This window comes from Vibrio sp. TRT 29B02, from assembly GCF_050113655.1.
Classification (GTDB): Bacteria; Pseudomonadota; Gammaproteobacteria; order Enterobacterales; family Vibrionaceae; genus Vibrio.
Genome location: NZ_JBNJOJ010000005.1, coordinates 85,849 through 101,644, shown reverse-complemented (window position 1 = coordinate 101,644; position 15,796 = coordinate 85,849). Strand labels below are relative to the sequence as shown.

14 protein-coding genes are annotated in these 15,796 nt (G+C 45.4%); 9 read left to right on the top strand and 5 right to left on the bottom strand.

Going from position 1 to position 15,796, the window contains the following annotated elements:
* Positions 1–35: 35 nt before the first annotated feature.
* From ACQEXT_RS04810 to ACQEXT_RS04795, 4 genes are read right to left on the bottom strand one after another with little or no spacing between them, the layout of a single operon-like run.
* Complete coding sequence (locus ACQEXT_RS04810) at positions 36–941, bottom strand: L,D-transpeptidase family protein (protein ID WP_426950859.1); 906 nt, start codon at positions 939–941, stop codon at positions 36–38.
* Positions 931–2,361 (bottom strand): deoxyribodipyrimidine photo-lyase, encoded by a 1,431-nt coding sequence (gene phrB / locus ACQEXT_RS04805; protein ID WP_426950858.1) that lies wholly within the window; start codon positions 2,359–2,361, stop codon positions 931–933. The genes ACQEXT_RS04810 and phrB overlap by 11 nt, the downstream gene beginning before the upstream one ends.
* Positions 2,362–2,365: 4 nt before the next feature.
* Positions 2,366–3,157 carry a MerR family transcriptional regulator gene (locus ACQEXT_RS04800; RefSeq protein WP_426950857.1) on the bottom strand — a complete coding sequence of 264 codons (792 nt, stop codon included), beginning with the start codon at positions 3,155–3,157 and terminating at the stop codon, positions 2,366–2,368.
* Positions 3,147–4,097 carry a YbgA family protein gene (locus ACQEXT_RS04795; protein ID WP_426950855.1) on the bottom strand — a complete coding sequence of 317 codons (951 nt, stop codon included), beginning with the start codon at positions 4,095–4,097 and terminating at the stop codon, positions 3,147–3,149. Before ACQEXT_RS04795 ends, ACQEXT_RS04800 begins: the two co-directional genes overlap by 11 nt.
* A gap of 351 nt (positions 4,098–4,448) precedes the next feature.
* On the opposite strand from ACQEXT_RS04795, the gene deoD reads away from it, so the two are divergent.
* From deoD to ACQEXT_RS04775, 4 genes are all read left to right on the top strand, one after another.
* Positions 4,449–5,159 (top strand): purine-nucleoside phosphorylase, encoded by a 711-nt coding sequence (deoD, locus tag ACQEXT_RS04790; protein ID WP_005394915.1) that lies wholly within the window; start codon positions 4,449–4,451, stop codon positions 5,157–5,159.
* 60 nt (positions 5,160–5,219) lie between these two features.
* The gene (locus tag ACQEXT_RS04785) at positions 5,220–6,689 is read left to right on the top strand and encodes a transposase (RefSeq protein WP_426950854.1); all 1,470 of its coding nucleotides are present in this window, start codon (positions 5,220–5,222) and stop codon (positions 6,687–6,689) included.
* 126 nt (positions 6,690–6,815) lie between these two features.
* Positions 6,816–8,300: a tetratricopeptide repeat protein gene (locus ACQEXT_RS04780; RefSeq protein ID WP_426950852.1), complete on the top strand. Its 1,485-nt coding sequence runs from the start codon at positions 6,816–6,818 to the stop codon at positions 8,298–8,300.
* The gene (locus tag ACQEXT_RS04775; RefSeq protein ID WP_426950927.1) at positions 8,284–9,864 is read left to right on the top strand and encodes a diguanylate cyclase domain-containing protein; all 1,581 of its coding nucleotides are present in this window, start codon (positions 8,284–8,286) and stop codon (positions 9,862–9,864) included. The genes ACQEXT_RS04780 and ACQEXT_RS04775 overlap by 17 nt, the downstream gene beginning before the upstream one ends.
* Before the next feature lie 4 nt (positions 9,865–9,868).
* On the opposite strand, the gene ACQEXT_RS04770 is transcribed toward ACQEXT_RS04775, so the two are convergent.
* Positions 9,869–10,759 carry a DMT family transporter gene (locus ACQEXT_RS04770; RefSeq protein ID WP_426950925.1) on the bottom strand — a complete coding sequence of 297 codons (891 nt, stop codon included), beginning with the start codon at positions 10,757–10,759 and terminating at the stop codon, positions 9,869–9,871.
* 143 nt (positions 10,760–10,902) lie between these two features.
* Between ACQEXT_RS04770 and ACQEXT_RS04765 the strand changes: the two genes are divergently transcribed.
* From ACQEXT_RS04765 to ACQEXT_RS04745, 5 genes are all read left to right on the top strand, one after another.
* Positions 10,903–11,283 carry a DUF3302 domain-containing protein gene (locus tag ACQEXT_RS04765; protein WP_426950850.1) on the top strand — a complete coding sequence of 127 codons (381 nt, stop codon included), beginning with the start codon at positions 10,903–10,905 and terminating at the stop codon, positions 11,281–11,283.
* Positions 11,283–12,413 (top strand): HlyD family secretion protein, encoded by a 1,131-nt coding sequence (locus tag ACQEXT_RS04760; protein ID WP_426950849.1) that lies wholly within the window; start codon positions 11,283–11,285, stop codon positions 12,411–12,413. Before ACQEXT_RS04765 ends, ACQEXT_RS04760 begins: the two co-directional genes overlap by 1 nt.
* Before the next feature lie 285 nt (positions 12,414–12,698).
* Positions 12,699–13,247, top strand: a complete 549-nt coding sequence (locus ACQEXT_RS04755) for an ECF-type riboflavin transporter substrate-binding protein (protein WP_331418143.1) — start codon at positions 12,699–12,701, stop codon at positions 13,245–13,247.
* 6 nt (positions 13,248–13,253) lie between these two features.
* Positions 13,254–14,942, top strand: coding sequence for an ABC transporter ATP-binding protein (locus ACQEXT_RS04750; protein WP_426950848.1), 1,689 nt, complete (start codon positions 13,254–13,256; stop codon positions 14,940–14,942).
* The gene (locus ACQEXT_RS04745) at positions 14,939–15,778 is read left to right on the top strand and encodes an energy-coupling factor transporter transmembrane component T family protein (protein ID WP_426950846.1); all 840 of its coding nucleotides are present in this window, start codon (positions 14,939–14,941) and stop codon (positions 15,776–15,778) included. Before ACQEXT_RS04750 ends, ACQEXT_RS04745 begins: the two co-directional genes overlap by 4 nt.
* Positions 15,779–15,796 lie beyond the last annotated feature (18 nt).

Genomic DNA, 15,796 nt, shown 5'->3' with positions numbered 1-15,796 from the left:
AAGGGTCTGCATGCAGACCCTTTCTTTTTTGTTCTTTAGTTGATAAAGCTTGGTGCGACGATTTCGACGGGAACACCGTTTTGAGCAAGGATTGCGGCTCGAGCCTTAACATCCGACTGGTCAAATTCTTCCAACCACCATGTCAGTTCTTGCGGCATGATTAAAGGTTTCTTGATGCCATCACTACGAGTCAAAGGCTCATGAGCTTCGAGAAAGACACTTCGATCTGGCTCTAATGCCACCTTGATAGGTTCATTGATCACACGTACCTTCTCCCCTAACTGAACCTGTGAAAACAACCACTCGATATCTTTCGGATCCATGCGAATACAACCTGAACTGACTCTAAGTCCGATACCAAAATCTTTGTTGGTCCCATGAATTAGATAGTCTCCAGCGCCGTACGCCAAGCGTAACGCGTATTCTCCTAGTGGGTTTTCAGGACCGGCCGGTACAACCGCTGGTAGCTCGATGCCTTTGGCAAGATACTCTTTTCGAATCGATGCTGGTGGAGTCCACGTAGGATTTGGACGTTTCTGGCTGATTTTAGTCTCCATTTCTGGAGTATCACGCCCTATACGTCCAATGCCGACAGGGAAAATATGTACCTTATTGATCTCAGGTTCAAAATAGTAGAGTCGTAACTCAGCTAAGTTGATCACGATTCCCTGACGTTCAACATTAGGCAAAATGATTTGGGTCGGAATAGTCAATACGTAGTCTACAGTGGGAAGAAAGGGATCTACCCCCTTATTTGCAGCCATAAGAGAGAGAAAACCAACATCGTATTGCTTGGCGATATTCGCCAATGTGTCACCTTCTTGCACCTTATGATATTGAGTTCTGCCTACTATACTGCTTTCTTTGGCAGGCAAGTCGTAAGTAGCCGCAAATAAAGGCGAACTTATACAACAAAAGAACGCGATAAACTTACGTACCATTCACATTGTCCTTAGCATCTTTATAAAGGGTTAAGGTTATCTCTCTTTCGGTCTTATGATCAACTATTGGTGACGGATATGACAATTCCTTTGCTTTACTCCACTTCCAGGGTTGATGGATAAACTGGCGAGGTACTTTGGCTAGCTCAGGAATCCATTGGTAAACAAAGTCACCTTGAGGGTCGAATTTCTCTCCCTGAGAAATGGGGTTAAAGATCCTGAAATAGGGTTGGCCGTCACAACCGGTAGAAGCGCACCACTGCCAGCCACCATTATTGGCCGCATAGTCACCGTCGATGAGATGCGAGATAAAGTATCGTTCGCCGACACGCCAATCTAGATGCAGGTCTTTGACTAAAAAACTGGCCACAATCATTCTTAATCGATTATGCATCCAGCCAGTCTGGTTTAGCTGCCTCATTGCTGCATCAACAATGGGATAGCCTGTGTGTCCTGTTTGCCAAGCTATCACTGCGCTGGCTGAATCTCGCCAAGTAAGTGAATCTCCCCATTCAACAAAGCTCTTGCCTTTACTCAACTTATCTTCAAAGTAGATCAAGTGCTGATAAAAGTCGCGCCAGACTAATTCAGTTAGCCAAACTTCTCTTCCTGCGGTAAGTGGTAATGTCTGACTATCATGGAGACGGGCCATGCACTGACGTATCGATAAGGCCCCTATAGCTAAATAGGGAGATAGCATACTGGTGCCGTTGATCGATGGAATATCCCTTTGCTGATCATACTGATCACAACGTTCAAAAACAAAACGTCGAAGTTGACCAATGATAGCATTGGTTTCGACAGAGTAACTTGCACTGCACACGCGAGGGTAATCTAGCGCACAAGCCGACGAAAACCGTTCTATGCCATCTATGGATTGAAGCTCAGCTTTGCAGTCGACAGGCTTTGCTTTCAGTACGCTAATAGGCTGTTGGTACAATTTGGTAAGATATGCGCGTTTAAACGGGGTAAAAACCTTGAAGTAGTCCCCTTGTTTATTGAGCACACTGCCCGGTCTCAACGCACACTTGTCATCGACCCCTATCACTTCGATATCTGAATCGCTCAGTTGCTGTTCTAAATATGAATCGCGATTTCGCTCGTCAACTTCATACTCCTTATTGTAGAAAACGCCGCTCACTGAGTTAGCTTGTGCCAAATCAGCCACTCTCTCTGCCGCCTGTGTAAACGTCTCTACTTGCACATAGAATAGAGGGACATTGAGTAAATCAAGATCATTGCGCAATTCGCATAAGCGACGAAAGATCAAGTCTGCCTGAATAGGTGCCAAGCCGTGACGCTGCCAAGTCTTAGGAGTTGCAACATAAATGGCTGCGACAGGTTGGCCTGATGCTAATGCTAAGTTCAAGGCGCGGTTATCTTCGACACGCAGGTCTCTACGTAGCCATACTAACTTCATCGTTTTACTCGCTTTCTACCATATCGGATAGCACCAGGTTGCCGCTAAAACTGAGCTTAATTCTCTCAATATGAGATTGCTGGGCTACGGTAACTGGACGTCCACTAAAAATCGCCAATGTGTCATAAACATCTAAGTCAGGGTGTTCTACTAATCCCGACAAGTCATCGACACCATCGACAATAACGACATGCAGACCTGACTGAGAAAGCGTTAATGCCCACAAGCGAGACTCGATATCGTTGGTGCTTTCATAACAAATAAGTAAGCAACGTTTAGAGCTAGATACTTTGTTTTCTGCTTCTAAAATCTCGTTAAGCCGTGCAACTAATAAGGTTCTCATCATCCCAGTTTGGAGTGATCGTAAACCGAACCGAACCACGGAAAGCGCTTTTTCAGTGGGCTGAATGAACTGCCGCTCTACAATATCAATCGGGTACTCTTTCAGCACTGTGGCAATGATGGAGTCCGCTTTGTTTTTGCTGAGCTTAGCTAAAGCCTCTAACAACAACGGTACCTCATCCAAATGATTGACAACGGTCAGCTCATTTGCCTCGCCGGCGTCATTCAGATCTAAAACCTGTTTGACCTTACCGATAGAGACTCCTTTACTCAGCCAACTCTGTATCTCCCCAATAAGCGCTATGTGCTGCTCAGTATAGATTCGGTGACCTTTTTCCGTACGGTGTGGCTGAATTAAATTGTAGCGCCGTTGCCAAGCCCGCAATGTCACGGGCTTTACACCAGTCAGTTGAGACACTTCTCTAATTGCATACTGCTTTTGTTCACAATCCATATCTTAAACGTAACTCCTGAGGATGGGGTTGGAAGAACACCTGCTGAGAAAGGTACTGATCAGGATGCGCCGACAAGTAATGTTTAAGCAGAGTTAGGGGGGCAAGCAAAGGGAGTAAACCGACACGATAATCATCGATGGTCTGACGCAGCTCTTGTTTCTCGGCTTTACCTAATTGACGTTTAAAGTAGCCCTGAATATGGAGAAGAACATTGGTGTTATTCTTTCTGCTCGCTCGGTACGACATCGCTTTCATTAGCCCTTCACGATAGAGAGAGTAAAACTCATCAAGCCGATACTCTTTTATATTGGCGACTAAGCTGCCTAATTTTTTATAGGACTGAGGATGGTGTGCCATCAGTACCAACTTATATCTAGAGTGGAATGCGACGATTTTCCCTCTTGTCGGTTCATCACCCATAGACTGATAGAAATCTTGTAAGGTGTAGACCCTAGTTACAAAGTTCTCTTTGAGCACAGGATCATTGAGCCGACCGTCTTCTTCTACCGGTAGCCATGGCATTCGTTCCATTAACTCTCTGGTATAAAGCCCAACACCAATGTTTTCAGCCCCACCATTTTTGTAGACTTTGACTCTTTCCATGCCACAAGTTGGTGATTTAGCACAGACGATATAGCCGCATAACTGCTCACTCGCTAGCGCCTCTACTTTTGCTTTGGAAAAGTCGAGCATTTGTTGAGTATGTTCCTTGCTTGGATCCTTCGTTTCGACCAAAGCAATTCGCTCTTCATTCGAAATTAAGCGAATCGTCGGTCTTGGTACTGGCATCCCGGCTCCCACCTCAGGGCAGACGGATACAAAATCAAAATAAGGCGCGAGCTCTTTGGTCACAAACTTACTGACTTTATGGCCGGAGTCGAATCGCACTCGTTCGCCCAATACACAAGCACTGATGCCAATCTTAATCTTCTGTTCCATAGCGAGCTCCTTACGAACTTTGTGGCTATACAAGTAAAAATCCTGTACAAGTTTTAGCATAATTTTCTTCAACTGTACAAAAATAGTGTTTGTACAATCATGGGAAATGGTACGAAAAAATTGCTTATTTGGTTCACCACATAAAGCAAACGTTTTTCCGAATCGATTGCTTTACCAGTTTCAACACATTTGGTTATCAATAGGCACATTTGACACACATAGCCGCTCTTTTGTGACATACTTCTCATGGAGTATTGGCAGATATAGCTAGTATTGCCTCAACAGATTTTTCAAAATCAACACAATTAGTAATCAACACCGTGATTGACTAATAAATTTGGAGTAATAACTATGGCAACCCCACACATTAACGCTCAACCTGGTGATTTCGCAGAAACAGTACTTATGCCAGGCGACCCGCTTCGCGCTAAGTACATCGCTGAAACTTTCCTAGAAGATGTCAAGCAAGTTTGTGACGTTCGTAATATGTTTGGTTTTACTGGTACTTACAAAGGTAAAAAAGTATCGGTTATGGGCCACGGTATGGGTATCCCTTCTTGCTGTATCTACGTGCACGAACTTATCGCTGAGTACGGCGTGAAGAACGTAATTCGTGTAGGTAGCTGTGGCGCGGTACGTGACGACGTAAACCTAATGGACGTTGTGATCGGTATGGGTGCTTCTACTGACTCTAAAGTTAACCGCATTCGTTTCAACAACCATGATTTCGCGGCGATTGCTGACTACGGTCTACTTGAAGAAGCGGTGAACCAAGCGCGTGCTCAACAAGTTCCTGTAAAAGTAGGTAACGTATTCTCTGCAGACCTATTCTACACACCAGAAGCGGACATCTTCGAGAAGATGGAAAAGCTAGGCATTCTAGGTGTTGATATGGAAGCAGCAGGTATCTACGGTGTTGCTGCAGACTTAGGGGCGAAAGCACTAACTATCCTAACCGTATCTGACCATATCATCCGTGGTGAGAAGCTAAGTTCAGAAGAGCGTCAGAAGTCATTCAACGACATGATGAAAGTGGCTCTAGAAACAGCGATCAACATCTAATTCTATTCTTATTGCCGCCAAAGTTGTCTTTGGTGGCCTGAATATCCCGAGGGGGAGATAGTGACTACTGGCAAACTGCCACAGGAAGCAGACGGGTTACAGCTCAACTTTTGTAAAACATTGGCGTGTGACAACTTTGGATTGAGTGAAGCGCATCGTTACGTTGTGCAGCATGCTAACCCTAAGCGACCTGCGATGGTATGTCGGGAGTGTGGTGCTTTCCCCCCCTTACTTAATAACCGTGAAGTTTTAAATGAACTTCACCGCCTTAGACATCTCCACAGCGACGGCCTACCCGCCTGTCGTAATGACGACTGTCAAAACTTCGGACTTTCTGTCCACACCCATAAACATCTATACCATGCCTTTGGCTATAGCGGTGACCGTCAGCGTTACCGTTGTAAGTCATGTCAGTCGACGTTTGTCGATAAATGGTCAGGTGCCAATAAAAAACTGCACTTCCAAGAAAACCTACTTGGTTTGCTCTTTATGGGCTATTCCGTACGCGAAATATGCCGCAAGTTAGAGATCAATCCAAAGACGTTTTACGATCACCTCGATCACATCGCAAGTCGTTGTCGTAGAAAACTGGCCATGTTTGACGCCCGTTGGGTAAACCACGCTCAAGACTATCAGCTTGCCTCTCATTACGTGTCTCTCCAGCCCAAAAGCAATAATGGCGTTTTGTGGATAGCGACTGGTGAAGCGCACAGTGGTTACATCTTATGTCAACACGTCAATTATTCTGCTGACGAAGAACCTAGTGGAAGTGTCGATCACGATCCGTATCAGTTTCCGGCACGATTCGTTTCACGTGAACATTCATCCGAAGCCAATATGCCAGCGCCAACCCCTTCACCGTTTTTAAGGGAGCGCATTGATCAGCAATATCAAACCATTTTGGCTCGCGGTAACGTTGAAGATCCAATGGGAAATCTTACGGTATTTAACTACCCGTCGAAGGGTGCGTTGATTCGTCCACCCTATACTTCCTACGCGCATTTTCTGCACGTGATGGATATGTGTCACAGTGAGCGTCAAGTTTCCATATATTTGCCACAAGATCCGGTACTACGTTCTGCGGCCTTGAGTGTTTGCCTGCCGAGAATACAGCGTCAAAATATCGACCTTATGTACGTTGAGGAAGATAAAACGTGGCGAGAAGAAAACCCAATCGACAAAATCGATATTGTTCACATGGGATGGTGGCGCGATAGGTGGGCAATAGTGTCTGGCGAACAAGCCTCTAAAGGTATTTGTTACCTAGCTGGGAATAATAACCAACCAAAACAGTGGCTTCGTAAGGCTTCAATCCGCCAAACAGAGTTTTATCAACATCGTTTTCAAACTTTGTTTGAGAGCTTTATCAATGAACCTAGGCGCAAGTTACGTCCAGGTGGACTGATGCCAATGCTTGATATATTCAGAGCATGGCATAATTTATGCTATCAGGATAAGACAGGAAGGACAGCCGCTCAAACTTTAGAATTAACTCAATCACCTTTGACTTTGCGCGAACTACTTTCATAATTCTCAGTAATGTGACGAATGCCCGTAAACAGTTTCTGTTTTAGCACTTTTAGTAGTGTTCATTCTTTAGCAATTAATATAATACCAGTAAGTATGTGAACACTGATGCAGTAAAGGATTGATTCATTGGATAAAAGCCAGCGACTGTTAGAAGTCGAAATTGAGCAACTCAAAGGGCGAATTGAAACGGAACCCGATAAAGTGTGGGCGATTGCTGAGCAATGCGCCGCTCGCTCATCGCAGATCCTTTTCCCTGAAGGTGAAATCCAGTGTCTAATCATCATGTCTCGTTGTGCTTGGTGCACAATGGAGTACCGCAAGGGCTTAAAGTACATAAAAGACGCCCATAGTAAACTCAATGCACTTGATACTGACGACCTCCTTCCAGAAATCTTACACATTCACGCCCTGCATTACTGGGGAGAAGCCAAATACTACTCCGCACAACAATTTTGGATCAACGCGCTAGAGCAGTCTGCCCTAGTTGATGAAACAGAAATCCAACTCGAAGCACTGATTGGCCTTGGTAATGTCTGGCGTATCACCCACGAATACCAACTTGCCAAATCTACCCATGAATTAGCCGTTAAGGTGGCCAATAACAGCCGTATTGGCTGGCTCGAAGGTAAGGCACGAATCTTACTCGCTTGGGATCTGTATTTACTCAACAACTATGTAGAAATGCTCTCGGTTCTCGATGGTGCGATGGAAGTGTTAAAAGACCATCAAGATAAAACATGGCAAGCAGAAGTGTGGGATTTTAGAGGATTAGCCCTGCTAGGACTTGAGCGCATCGAGGATGCAGAACAAGCCACCAGCAAAGCTCACGAACTCGCCCTGCGCCACGATCTCATTTGGATGAAGGCGCACTCATTCATTAGCCGAGCGCGAGTCGAACTTCTCCGTAAAAGACCTGAAAAAGCCGCAGAATTACTCATACAGGCAGAACAGTCTGCCATTTCCTTCGACAATGGCGAGTTGCTATCGCAAATCTGTTTCCAACAATCTCGTGTCGCTGAAGAGTCGGGTGACTACCAAACTGCCCTTCAAGCGTTTCAAAAATATCGTAAACACTCTATTGCTATGCTCCGCGAGCAAACAGCAAGAGTCAGTAACGACAAAGCCCGCGCGTCTAAACGACAGCTCGAACAACGCGCCCGCAAGCTGATCAACCGAATTCGTGGTCAACATGAATTTGACCCAGACAAACAGTTAAGTCAGATGGTATCGGAAACCTATTGGTGGGAGCAGTTAGTTCTATTCAAGACTGAACTGAAACGATCGAACCATGCCGTCATTACCATCCAACACCATGACTCCAACTGCCTTGATGTCTGTGCGGAACTGACACACTCGATTTGTAATAAACAAGATCTGCTGGCTCGACTGAGCAGTGAACGCATCGGATTACTTCTGGCCGACAAAGGTGAAGAAGCGCTTAACGTTTTCCATATCCTTGCAAAAATGATTGAAATTTACCCATGGCACCGTCGTGGGCTCAACCAAGATTTACCTAAGGTTGTATACCAAGATATCCTCTCTTTCCCTTTCACATTAGAGCAGCTCGAAGACAGCCTGCAACAGGAAGATCATGATGGAAGCATTGTTTAAAAAGATATCTGACTCCGGTTTAGATGCAGCTTCCGTGTCCGGTGAAGAGGCATTGATATTTTGGGATCATGTCAGACTACATGTAGCAACCACATCGCAGGAAAAAGCACAGTGTTTAATCATTAGCGCTGAGTTTCGTTTTGAGCTGAAGCAGTTGCAAGCCAGCATAGATGAACTTAGACAAGCGTTAAGGTATCTCTCTCTGCCTGAAGACGCTGAGCTCATTTTAGAGGTACGTAACGCACTTGCAGATAAACTGGTAGAAAATGGGGATTACCATGGCGCTCTTGGTGAATACAGCAGTTCATCGACGATAGCGGTCGATAACGGCTTCATTGATGCTTATGTTCTTGCGGTCATAGGTATGGGCAACTTATGCGATGCCTATGGCGATCACAACCGCGCACTGCGTTATTATCAAAAAGTTGACAGTATCGACCATGCCATTAGTAGTCGTTCGCTCCGTTTGCGTTACAAACTCTATATGTTGGCCTGTTATATCGAACTCAATCGAACCACCGCTGCAAGCGATCTGATTAAAGAGTGTGAAGAGTTAAGCATCCTAGTCAGTGACAAAGTTCTGTCTGGCCAAATTCTTCTCTACCAAGCAAAGTTATATCGACAAAGCAGACAACTAGACTCAGCGATGCGTTGTCTTGGCAACGTACAGTACACGACAGGTAACATTCACTCGACTTGGCTGTCTAACATGATCCGTTTAGAACTTGCTGCCTGCCTGTGTGAAGTAAATAAACCTCATATTGCAAATTGGGTTCTAGAATCAACCCGAAAACGAATCAAACAATACGCGTCTCCGATCCTCAACCTTCAGCTATGTAACTCGCTGGCGGAAATTAGCGCGCAGAGAGATGATTTCAAAAGTGCCCTAGAATACCAAAAAAGCGCCTACCGGATTGAGAGTGATCTAATGAAGAAGATCCCAATCGGGGAGTTAGGCGCCAGTCAACTACGTCGACTTTCTCGTTTTGAGTTGCAATTAAAACTGATCTTGTCGGAGCAAGAGAACCGAGAGCTGAAAGAGACTACAGAAAGCCAAAAGCATACCGTAGCTCAGCTTCAACAAGACGTGTTCACCGATCCTTTGACCTCTCTACACAACCGCCGTTGGTTGGATGTCAAACTGAAAGACTTGCTGTTGCATGATGTGCCATTTGCTTTGATGGTCGTCGATATCGATCACTTTAAGTCGATCAATGATGAGCTGAGCCATTTGGTTGGCGACAAAGCTATTGTTAACGTCTCCCACGAACTTTCAACCTATTTCAAGTTTCGTGGCGCTTCATGTGTGCGTTTTGGTGGAGAAGAGTTCTTGGTGATTCTCGAACGTTCTACACTCGAGCAGGCTGAATTGCATGCCGAAAACTACCGTGAGCGTATTTTCAATTTTGGTTGGCAAAATATTCTTGGCGAACGCGGACTAACCGTAAGTATTGGCATCACGCTCCATCGCGAGGGCGAAAACACCCAGCGCACATTTTACCGAGCAGATAAAGCACTTTATCGAGCCAAAGCAAATGGGCGCAATCAAGTCTGCACTGAGTAGTCAACTACTGAATAAAGAACAAAGAAATCCCCCCCACCGCGACCACTGTGCCTACAGCACTTTTGGCGTCGATTCGCTGTCCTTTAAACAAGTAAATCACAAGCATGAACAAAGGGCTGGTCGCAATCAAGGTTTGCGCAATTGCTGGATTGGCATATTTGAGTGATACCTGTTGCAACCATAGAGCAAGGAAAGTACCAACAAAAATCGCCCCCAGCAGCCACAAAAATGCTTGTGATGTCAGTTCTTTTACGTGGTGTTTTATCATTCGAAAAGGGGCTTTTTCAACAAACTGAATCACCACTATCACCGCAATGACTCCCACAGAGAGTCGGATCAATGCACCGAGTAGCGGCGGAAGATCACCGGCGACGAGAGCATAGTGAGAAATAACCACGCCTGTCGCCTGACAGACACTCGCCAACAAACCGAAAGCTACGCCTGACCAAGACATATTGCGGCTGTTTTCAGTGGGTTGAAAGATGACGAAAGTCACCGCAAGAGTGGTGATCATAACACCAAGCCAACTCTGGGATGACAGTGTACTACCAAGAGCGACGATGGCTAGTACACCGGAGAGCGGCGGAGCCAATGACTCCAGCAGGAGTGTTTTGTTGGCACCAATCCGCTTTAATGAGGCAAAATACGCACTGTCGCCCACCGCAATTCCAATCACGCCAGATAGAGCCAAAATCAGCAAGTGTTCTTTAGAGATCGGTTGGTCAAACTGTGCGTCAAACGGCAGTACGACCAGCATCATAACCGAAGCAATGACGCCTTTTAGAATATTCAACTGCAGTGCTGAAAAACGATGGCTAAACTGGCTATAAATCCAAGTAGCAAGCGCCCACACCATTGCAGCGCCAATTGCGGCAATCTCTCCCTGAAAACCCATCATTCCTCGCATAACGTTGCTGTTTGTTAACTTTTGACAAAATTGTAACCAATTAATCGCTAATTTGTTGTTTTTATTTCTATACTTTATTTCTCAACCGCCGTACGATTTAAATTTAGAAACACAACTACAGGGACTTAGCTATGTTTTTAGACTACTTCGCCTTAGGGCTGTTGGTCTTTGTTGCCCTAGTTATCTTCTATGGCATTATCGTTATTCACGATATTCCCTATGAAATAGCTAAAGAGCGCGGGCACCCCCACCAAGACGCCATTCACTACGCGGGCTGGGTTAGCCTCTTTACTCTTCATGCCATTTGGCCATTTTTGTGGATTTGGGCCACCATTTGGCGAAAAGAGCGGGGCTGGGGATTTCAAAAGCTCGAAGAAGAGCAGCATGATATCCACCATCGAGTTTCCACCCTCATCGATCAGGTTGCTCAGTTAGAGCAGGAAATTGCAACCCTCAAAGCAACCCAGAGCCAGAAAAAGTCTGATGATAACAATAAGCAGGAGGAGCAATAATGGATTTACTACTCATTCTGACTTATGCCGCGCTATGTATTACCATTTTCAAAGTATTCAATATCCCATTGAATAAGTGGACTGTCCCAACAGCAGTGCTTGGGGGCGTGGTTTTGATCGGTACGCTGATTCTATTAATGAACTTCAACCACCCATTTACTCAGATCGGCAATCAGATTTTCTCTTCAACACCGATCGTGTCTGGCGTGCGTGGTAAAGTGATTGAGGTCCCTGTCGAAGCAAATAAGCCATTGCAACAAGGCGATATTTTGTTTCGAATTGATCCCATCCCTTATCAGGCCGAAGTGGCTAAGTTAGAAGCTCAAATCAAAGAAGCAAGCCAGGGAGCCCTTGGCTTAGAGTCTAAGCTTCAGGCCGCCAAAGCCACAGAATTACAAGCGATTGCTGAACGAGATAAAGCACAAAGAGAGTTCTCGCGCTATCAACGTGGTTACGATAAAGGTGCGTTTACCGAGCAGCAACTTGATACTCGCCGTCAAGCCTACAAAGCAGCGCAAGCAGCCGTTGAGTCCGCAGCAGCGGGCGTTGAACAAGCTGAGCTAGCGCTAGACTCTGTGATCGGCGGTGAAAACACCACGGTCGCTCGCCTTTTAGCTGACCTTCGCAAAGCCGAGTTTGATTTAGAGCAGACCGTCGTGAGAGCGCCCACAGATGGCTTTGCCACACAACTTGCGCTGCGACCTGGTGTAATGGCCGTACCGCTACCGCTGGCACCGGTTATGACTTTCGTCCATACCGAAGAAAAAATCTATACCGCCGCGTTTCGCCAAAATTCGCTACAAAGACTAAAACCAGGTTTTGAAGCTGAGTTTCTATTCAGAGCACTACCAGGAAAAGTGTTTAAAGGCGAAGTGATAGAGGTTCTACCCGCCATAGGCGAAAGCCAGTTCCAAGCTCGTGGTAGCTTACTTGGTACTGAAGCATTGAGAACCAGTGGACGAGTCTTTGTGACGCTTAAAATTACTGACGACCTCACTGAGTACCAACTTCCTTTAGGTACTGCAGTTGAAGTGGCCGTCTATTCAGATAGGTTCAGCCATGTTTCTATCATGCGTAAAGTCCTGATTCGAATGAAGAGCTGGCAAAACTACCTCTATCTCGATCATTAACCCTACCAATCAACAGGCCTCCACCATAGAGGCCTTTTTCATTGGCAGGATTAAGAACGGCATTTTTAATCAGTAAAAGAACCAGCTACTTTTTAGCCATCCAGATAGTTAGCTTTCCAAGCTCAAACTCTGAAGGTATAATCTGCACCTGACGAACATAGGTGTATAAAACTCAATCAAATAAAGCACCTATCATTGCGTTCTTTTACAATTTCATTGCCATTCATTCGCTCGTTGTTCATCGCTAAAAGCACGGATGAAAGGATGTAATACAAAAGGTTATCTATGAACTTTTCAGCAAAAACAGTCGTGGTCATTGCGATCGGCGCAGCACTCTACGGTATCGGCGGCCTGCCTATGTTTGGTATTCCAGTTTTCGCCAATACAACACTTAAACCAGCAATGGCTGTATTAGCTCTTTTCTCTGTACTATTTGGCCCTATCGTTGGCTTCCTAGTTGGATTTATCGGCCACTGGGTGACCGATTTATTTGCTGGCTGGGGCGTATGGCTAACTTGGGTTCTGGGCTCAGGCATTGTCGGCTTGGTGATCGGTTTCTTCCCTATCTTAACCAAACAGCGTATCTCTCAAGGCCACTTCGATAACAAAGATTTTATTCTCTTCGTTCTCCTTGCTTTGGTTGGCAATGTATTTGGCTACGGCTGTTCAGCCTTGCTCGACACCGTTCTCTACGCAGAACCATTCACCAAGGTCTTTACTCAGTTGACGATCATCGCTGCGGGTAACACCGTTCTGATCGCCGTTGTGGGTTACTTTATCCTTAAATCGGTCGCAAAACGCAACAAACAAAGCCGCAATCTTTCGGAGGCTTAAACGATAATGACCATTGAATTTTCTGACTTCTCTTTTAGATATGAGTCACTGGATAAACCGACGCTTAAACATATCAATCTAAGGATAGAGAAAGGAGAGAAAATCGTCATTATCGGGCCAAGTGGTAGCGGAAAGTCAACACTTGGACAATGCCTGAACGGTCTGATCCCGCACGCCATCAAGGGCGAGACTTCAGGTCAATTGCTTTTAAATGGCAACGCGGCGACTCAATTGGATCTTCACCAATACACTGAGCAGATTGGTACGGTGTTACAAGACACCGATAGCCAATTCGTTGGGCTGAGTGTAGGCGAAGACATTGCCTTTGCGTTAGAGAATCAACTGGCCTCGAACATCGAGATGTATCCTATCGTCAAGTCAACGGCGCAAATGGTAGAGCTCGGTGACATGCTTGATCGTTCGCCACACGATCTATCTGGAGGCCAGAAACAACGTGTATCGCTTGCCGGCATCCTAGTAGATGATGTTGATACTTTGCTGTTTGATGAACCACTTGCCGCTTTGGATCCAAAGACAAGCCGAAAAACCATCGAGATCATTGACCAGTTGCATCGTGATACGGGTAAGACAGTCATCATCATAGAGCATCGACTAGAAGATGTTCTACACCGCCCCGTAGATCGAGTCATTCTAATGCAACAAGGAGAAATTGTTGCAGACATGACACCCGACGCATTACTGGCGTCAACTCTGCTCGAAACTCATGGAATTCGTGAACCACTCTACTTAACGGCTCTAAAAGCGGCCAATTGTCCGTTGGAACAATTGGACACTTACTCCTCTATTAAAGAGATGCCTATCACTGGCTATAGGCCGCACTTTGCCAACTGGCAGAGTCCAACCAAAACGCTTACTCGCTCAGAAGATACTCTACTTACCATCAACGAGTTAACCTACTCTTACGATGGTGAGAAGAATGCGTTAGAAAACGTCTCTTTTACTATTTCTCACGGCGAATTTGTGTCTGTACTCGGCAAAAACGGTTCCGGAAAATCGACGCTTACCAAATTAATTATGGGTGTGATCGAGCCAGATTCAGGTTCTATCTGTTTAGAGGGAGAAGACATTGCTACTCTTTCTATCTTTGAGCGCAGCCAGCAAATTGGTGTGGTGTTACAAAACCCAAATCATATGATTTCACACCACATGATCTTTGATGAAGTTGCCTTTGGTTTACGCAACAAAGGATTGTCAGAACAACAGGTTGAGAAGAAAGTGCTCGATACCCTTGAACTCTGTGGTTTGAGCAAGTACCGAAACTGGCCAATTGAAGCGCTAAGCTATGGACAAAAAAAGCGTGTGACCATCGCTTCAATCCTTGCTTTAGAGCCTAAGCTGCTGATTCTTGATGAACCTACCGCAGGGCAGGATTATCGCAACTATACCTCTATGCTGAACTTTGTTCGCAAACTAAATTCGCAGTTGGGTATTACTGTCATGATCATATCCCACGATATGCATCTTGTGCTCGAATACACTGACCGCTCAATTGTTATTTCTGACAGCCGCTTGATAGCAGATGCGCCGATGACTGAAGTTTTCAGCCAGCCCGAGCTACTCGACAAAGCCAATCTAACCACCACTAGCCTATATGATCTGGCAGAGCGTTTAGATGTAGCCGATATCAATGCGTTTATGCAGTACTTCATCCAACTAGAGAATCACGCAGCATGAAAGCTTCTAAAATGAAGTTTGGTATCAGTTATGTCGATACCAAGTCGCCTTTGCATGCACTAAATGGCATTACCAAGTTCGCCTTATTTATGGCTTGGGTCACTGTGGTACTGACCACTTTCGATATCCGATTGATTGGTTTACTGATTGTGGCAGGCCTGTACTTACTAAAAATCACAAAAGTACCTTTCAAAGTTTACAAACCTTTGCTCATTGGTACAGCCAGTGTCTTAACACTCAACGCACTATTTATGTTTTTGTTGGCTCCCCAACAAGGCAGTGAATACATTGGATCAAGCACTGTTGTGTTTAATCTGCCTGGCCACTATTCGCTAACTCAAGAGACTCTGTTCTATTTGGTTACGGTCACTCTCAAATACTTCAGCATGTTCCCAATTGCCTTGGTATTTGTCTTTACTACTCACCCGACAGAGTTTGCAGCCAGCTTGAACCGCATTGGCGTGCCGTACAAGATTGCGTATGCCGTTAGTCTGACACTGCGCTACCTTCCTGAGGTCAAGAACGATTTCGTCAATATCATGCACGCTCAACAGGCCCGTGGCCTTGATATATCAAAAAACACACCTCTAATGCAGCGCCTACAGAACGTGGCTAAGATCCTTGGTCCTCTCATTTTCTCAAGCTTGGACCGAGCAGATGAAATATCCAACGCGATGACGTTAAGAGGATTTGGACGCCACAATACCCGTTCATGGTATAGCTCAAGACCACTAGGCAACACGGACAAACTCTGCCTGCTAGCCATTGCGGTCATCGTCATATTGGCGGTAGCTAAGCGCTATCTAGAAACCGAATTGTTCTGGTATCCGTTCTAACAAAAAAGCCTAGAGTCG

What these genes read in the sequence shown, in the direction of transcription:
- ACQEXT_RS04775 (WP_426950927.1), top strand. Translation starts at nt 8,284, where the DNA reads ATGGAAGCATTGTTTAAAAAGATATCTGACTCCGGTTTAGATGCAGCT.
- ACQEXT_RS04750 (WP_426950848.1), top strand. Translation starts at nt 13,254, where the DNA reads ATGACCATTGAATTTTCTGACTTCTCTTTTAGATATGAGTCACTGGAT.
- ACQEXT_RS04765 (WP_426950850.1), top strand. Translation starts at nt 10,903, where the DNA reads ATGTTTTTAGACTACTTCGCCTTAGGGCTGTTGGTCTTTGTTGCCCTA.
- ACQEXT_RS04795 (WP_426950855.1), bottom strand. Translation starts at nt 4,097, where the DNA reads ATGGAACAGAAGATTAAGATTGGCATCAGTGCTTGTGTATTGGGCGAA.
- ACQEXT_RS04755 (WP_331418143.1), top strand. Translation starts at nt 12,699, where the DNA reads ATGAACTTTTCAGCAAAAACAGTCGTGGTCATTGCGATCGGCGCAGCA.
- deoD (WP_005394915.1), top strand. Translation starts at nt 4,449, where the DNA reads ATGGCAACCCCACACATTAACGCTCAACCTGGTGATTTCGCAGAAACA.
- ACQEXT_RS04800 (WP_426950857.1), bottom strand. Translation starts at nt 3,157, where the DNA reads ATGGATTGTGAACAAAAGCAGTATGCAATTAGAGAAGTGTCTCAACTG.
- ACQEXT_RS04770 (WP_426950925.1), bottom strand. Translation starts at nt 10,759, where the DNA reads ATGGGTTTTCAGGGAGAGATTGCCGCAATTGGCGCTGCAATGGTGTGG.
- ACQEXT_RS04810 (WP_426950859.1), bottom strand. Translation starts at nt 941, where the DNA reads ATGGTACGTAAGTTTATCGCGTTCTTTTGTTGTATAAGTTCGCCTTTA.
- ACQEXT_RS04760 (WP_426950849.1), top strand. Translation starts at nt 11,283, where the DNA reads ATGGATTTACTACTCATTCTGACTTATGCCGCGCTATGTATTACCATT.
- phrB (WP_426950858.1), bottom strand. Translation starts at nt 2,361, where the DNA reads ATGAAGTTAGTATGGCTACGTAGAGACCTGCGTGTCGAAGATAACCGC.
- ACQEXT_RS04745 (WP_426950846.1), top strand. Translation starts at nt 14,939, where the DNA reads ATGAAAGCTTCTAAAATGAAGTTTGGTATCAGTTATGTCGATACCAAG.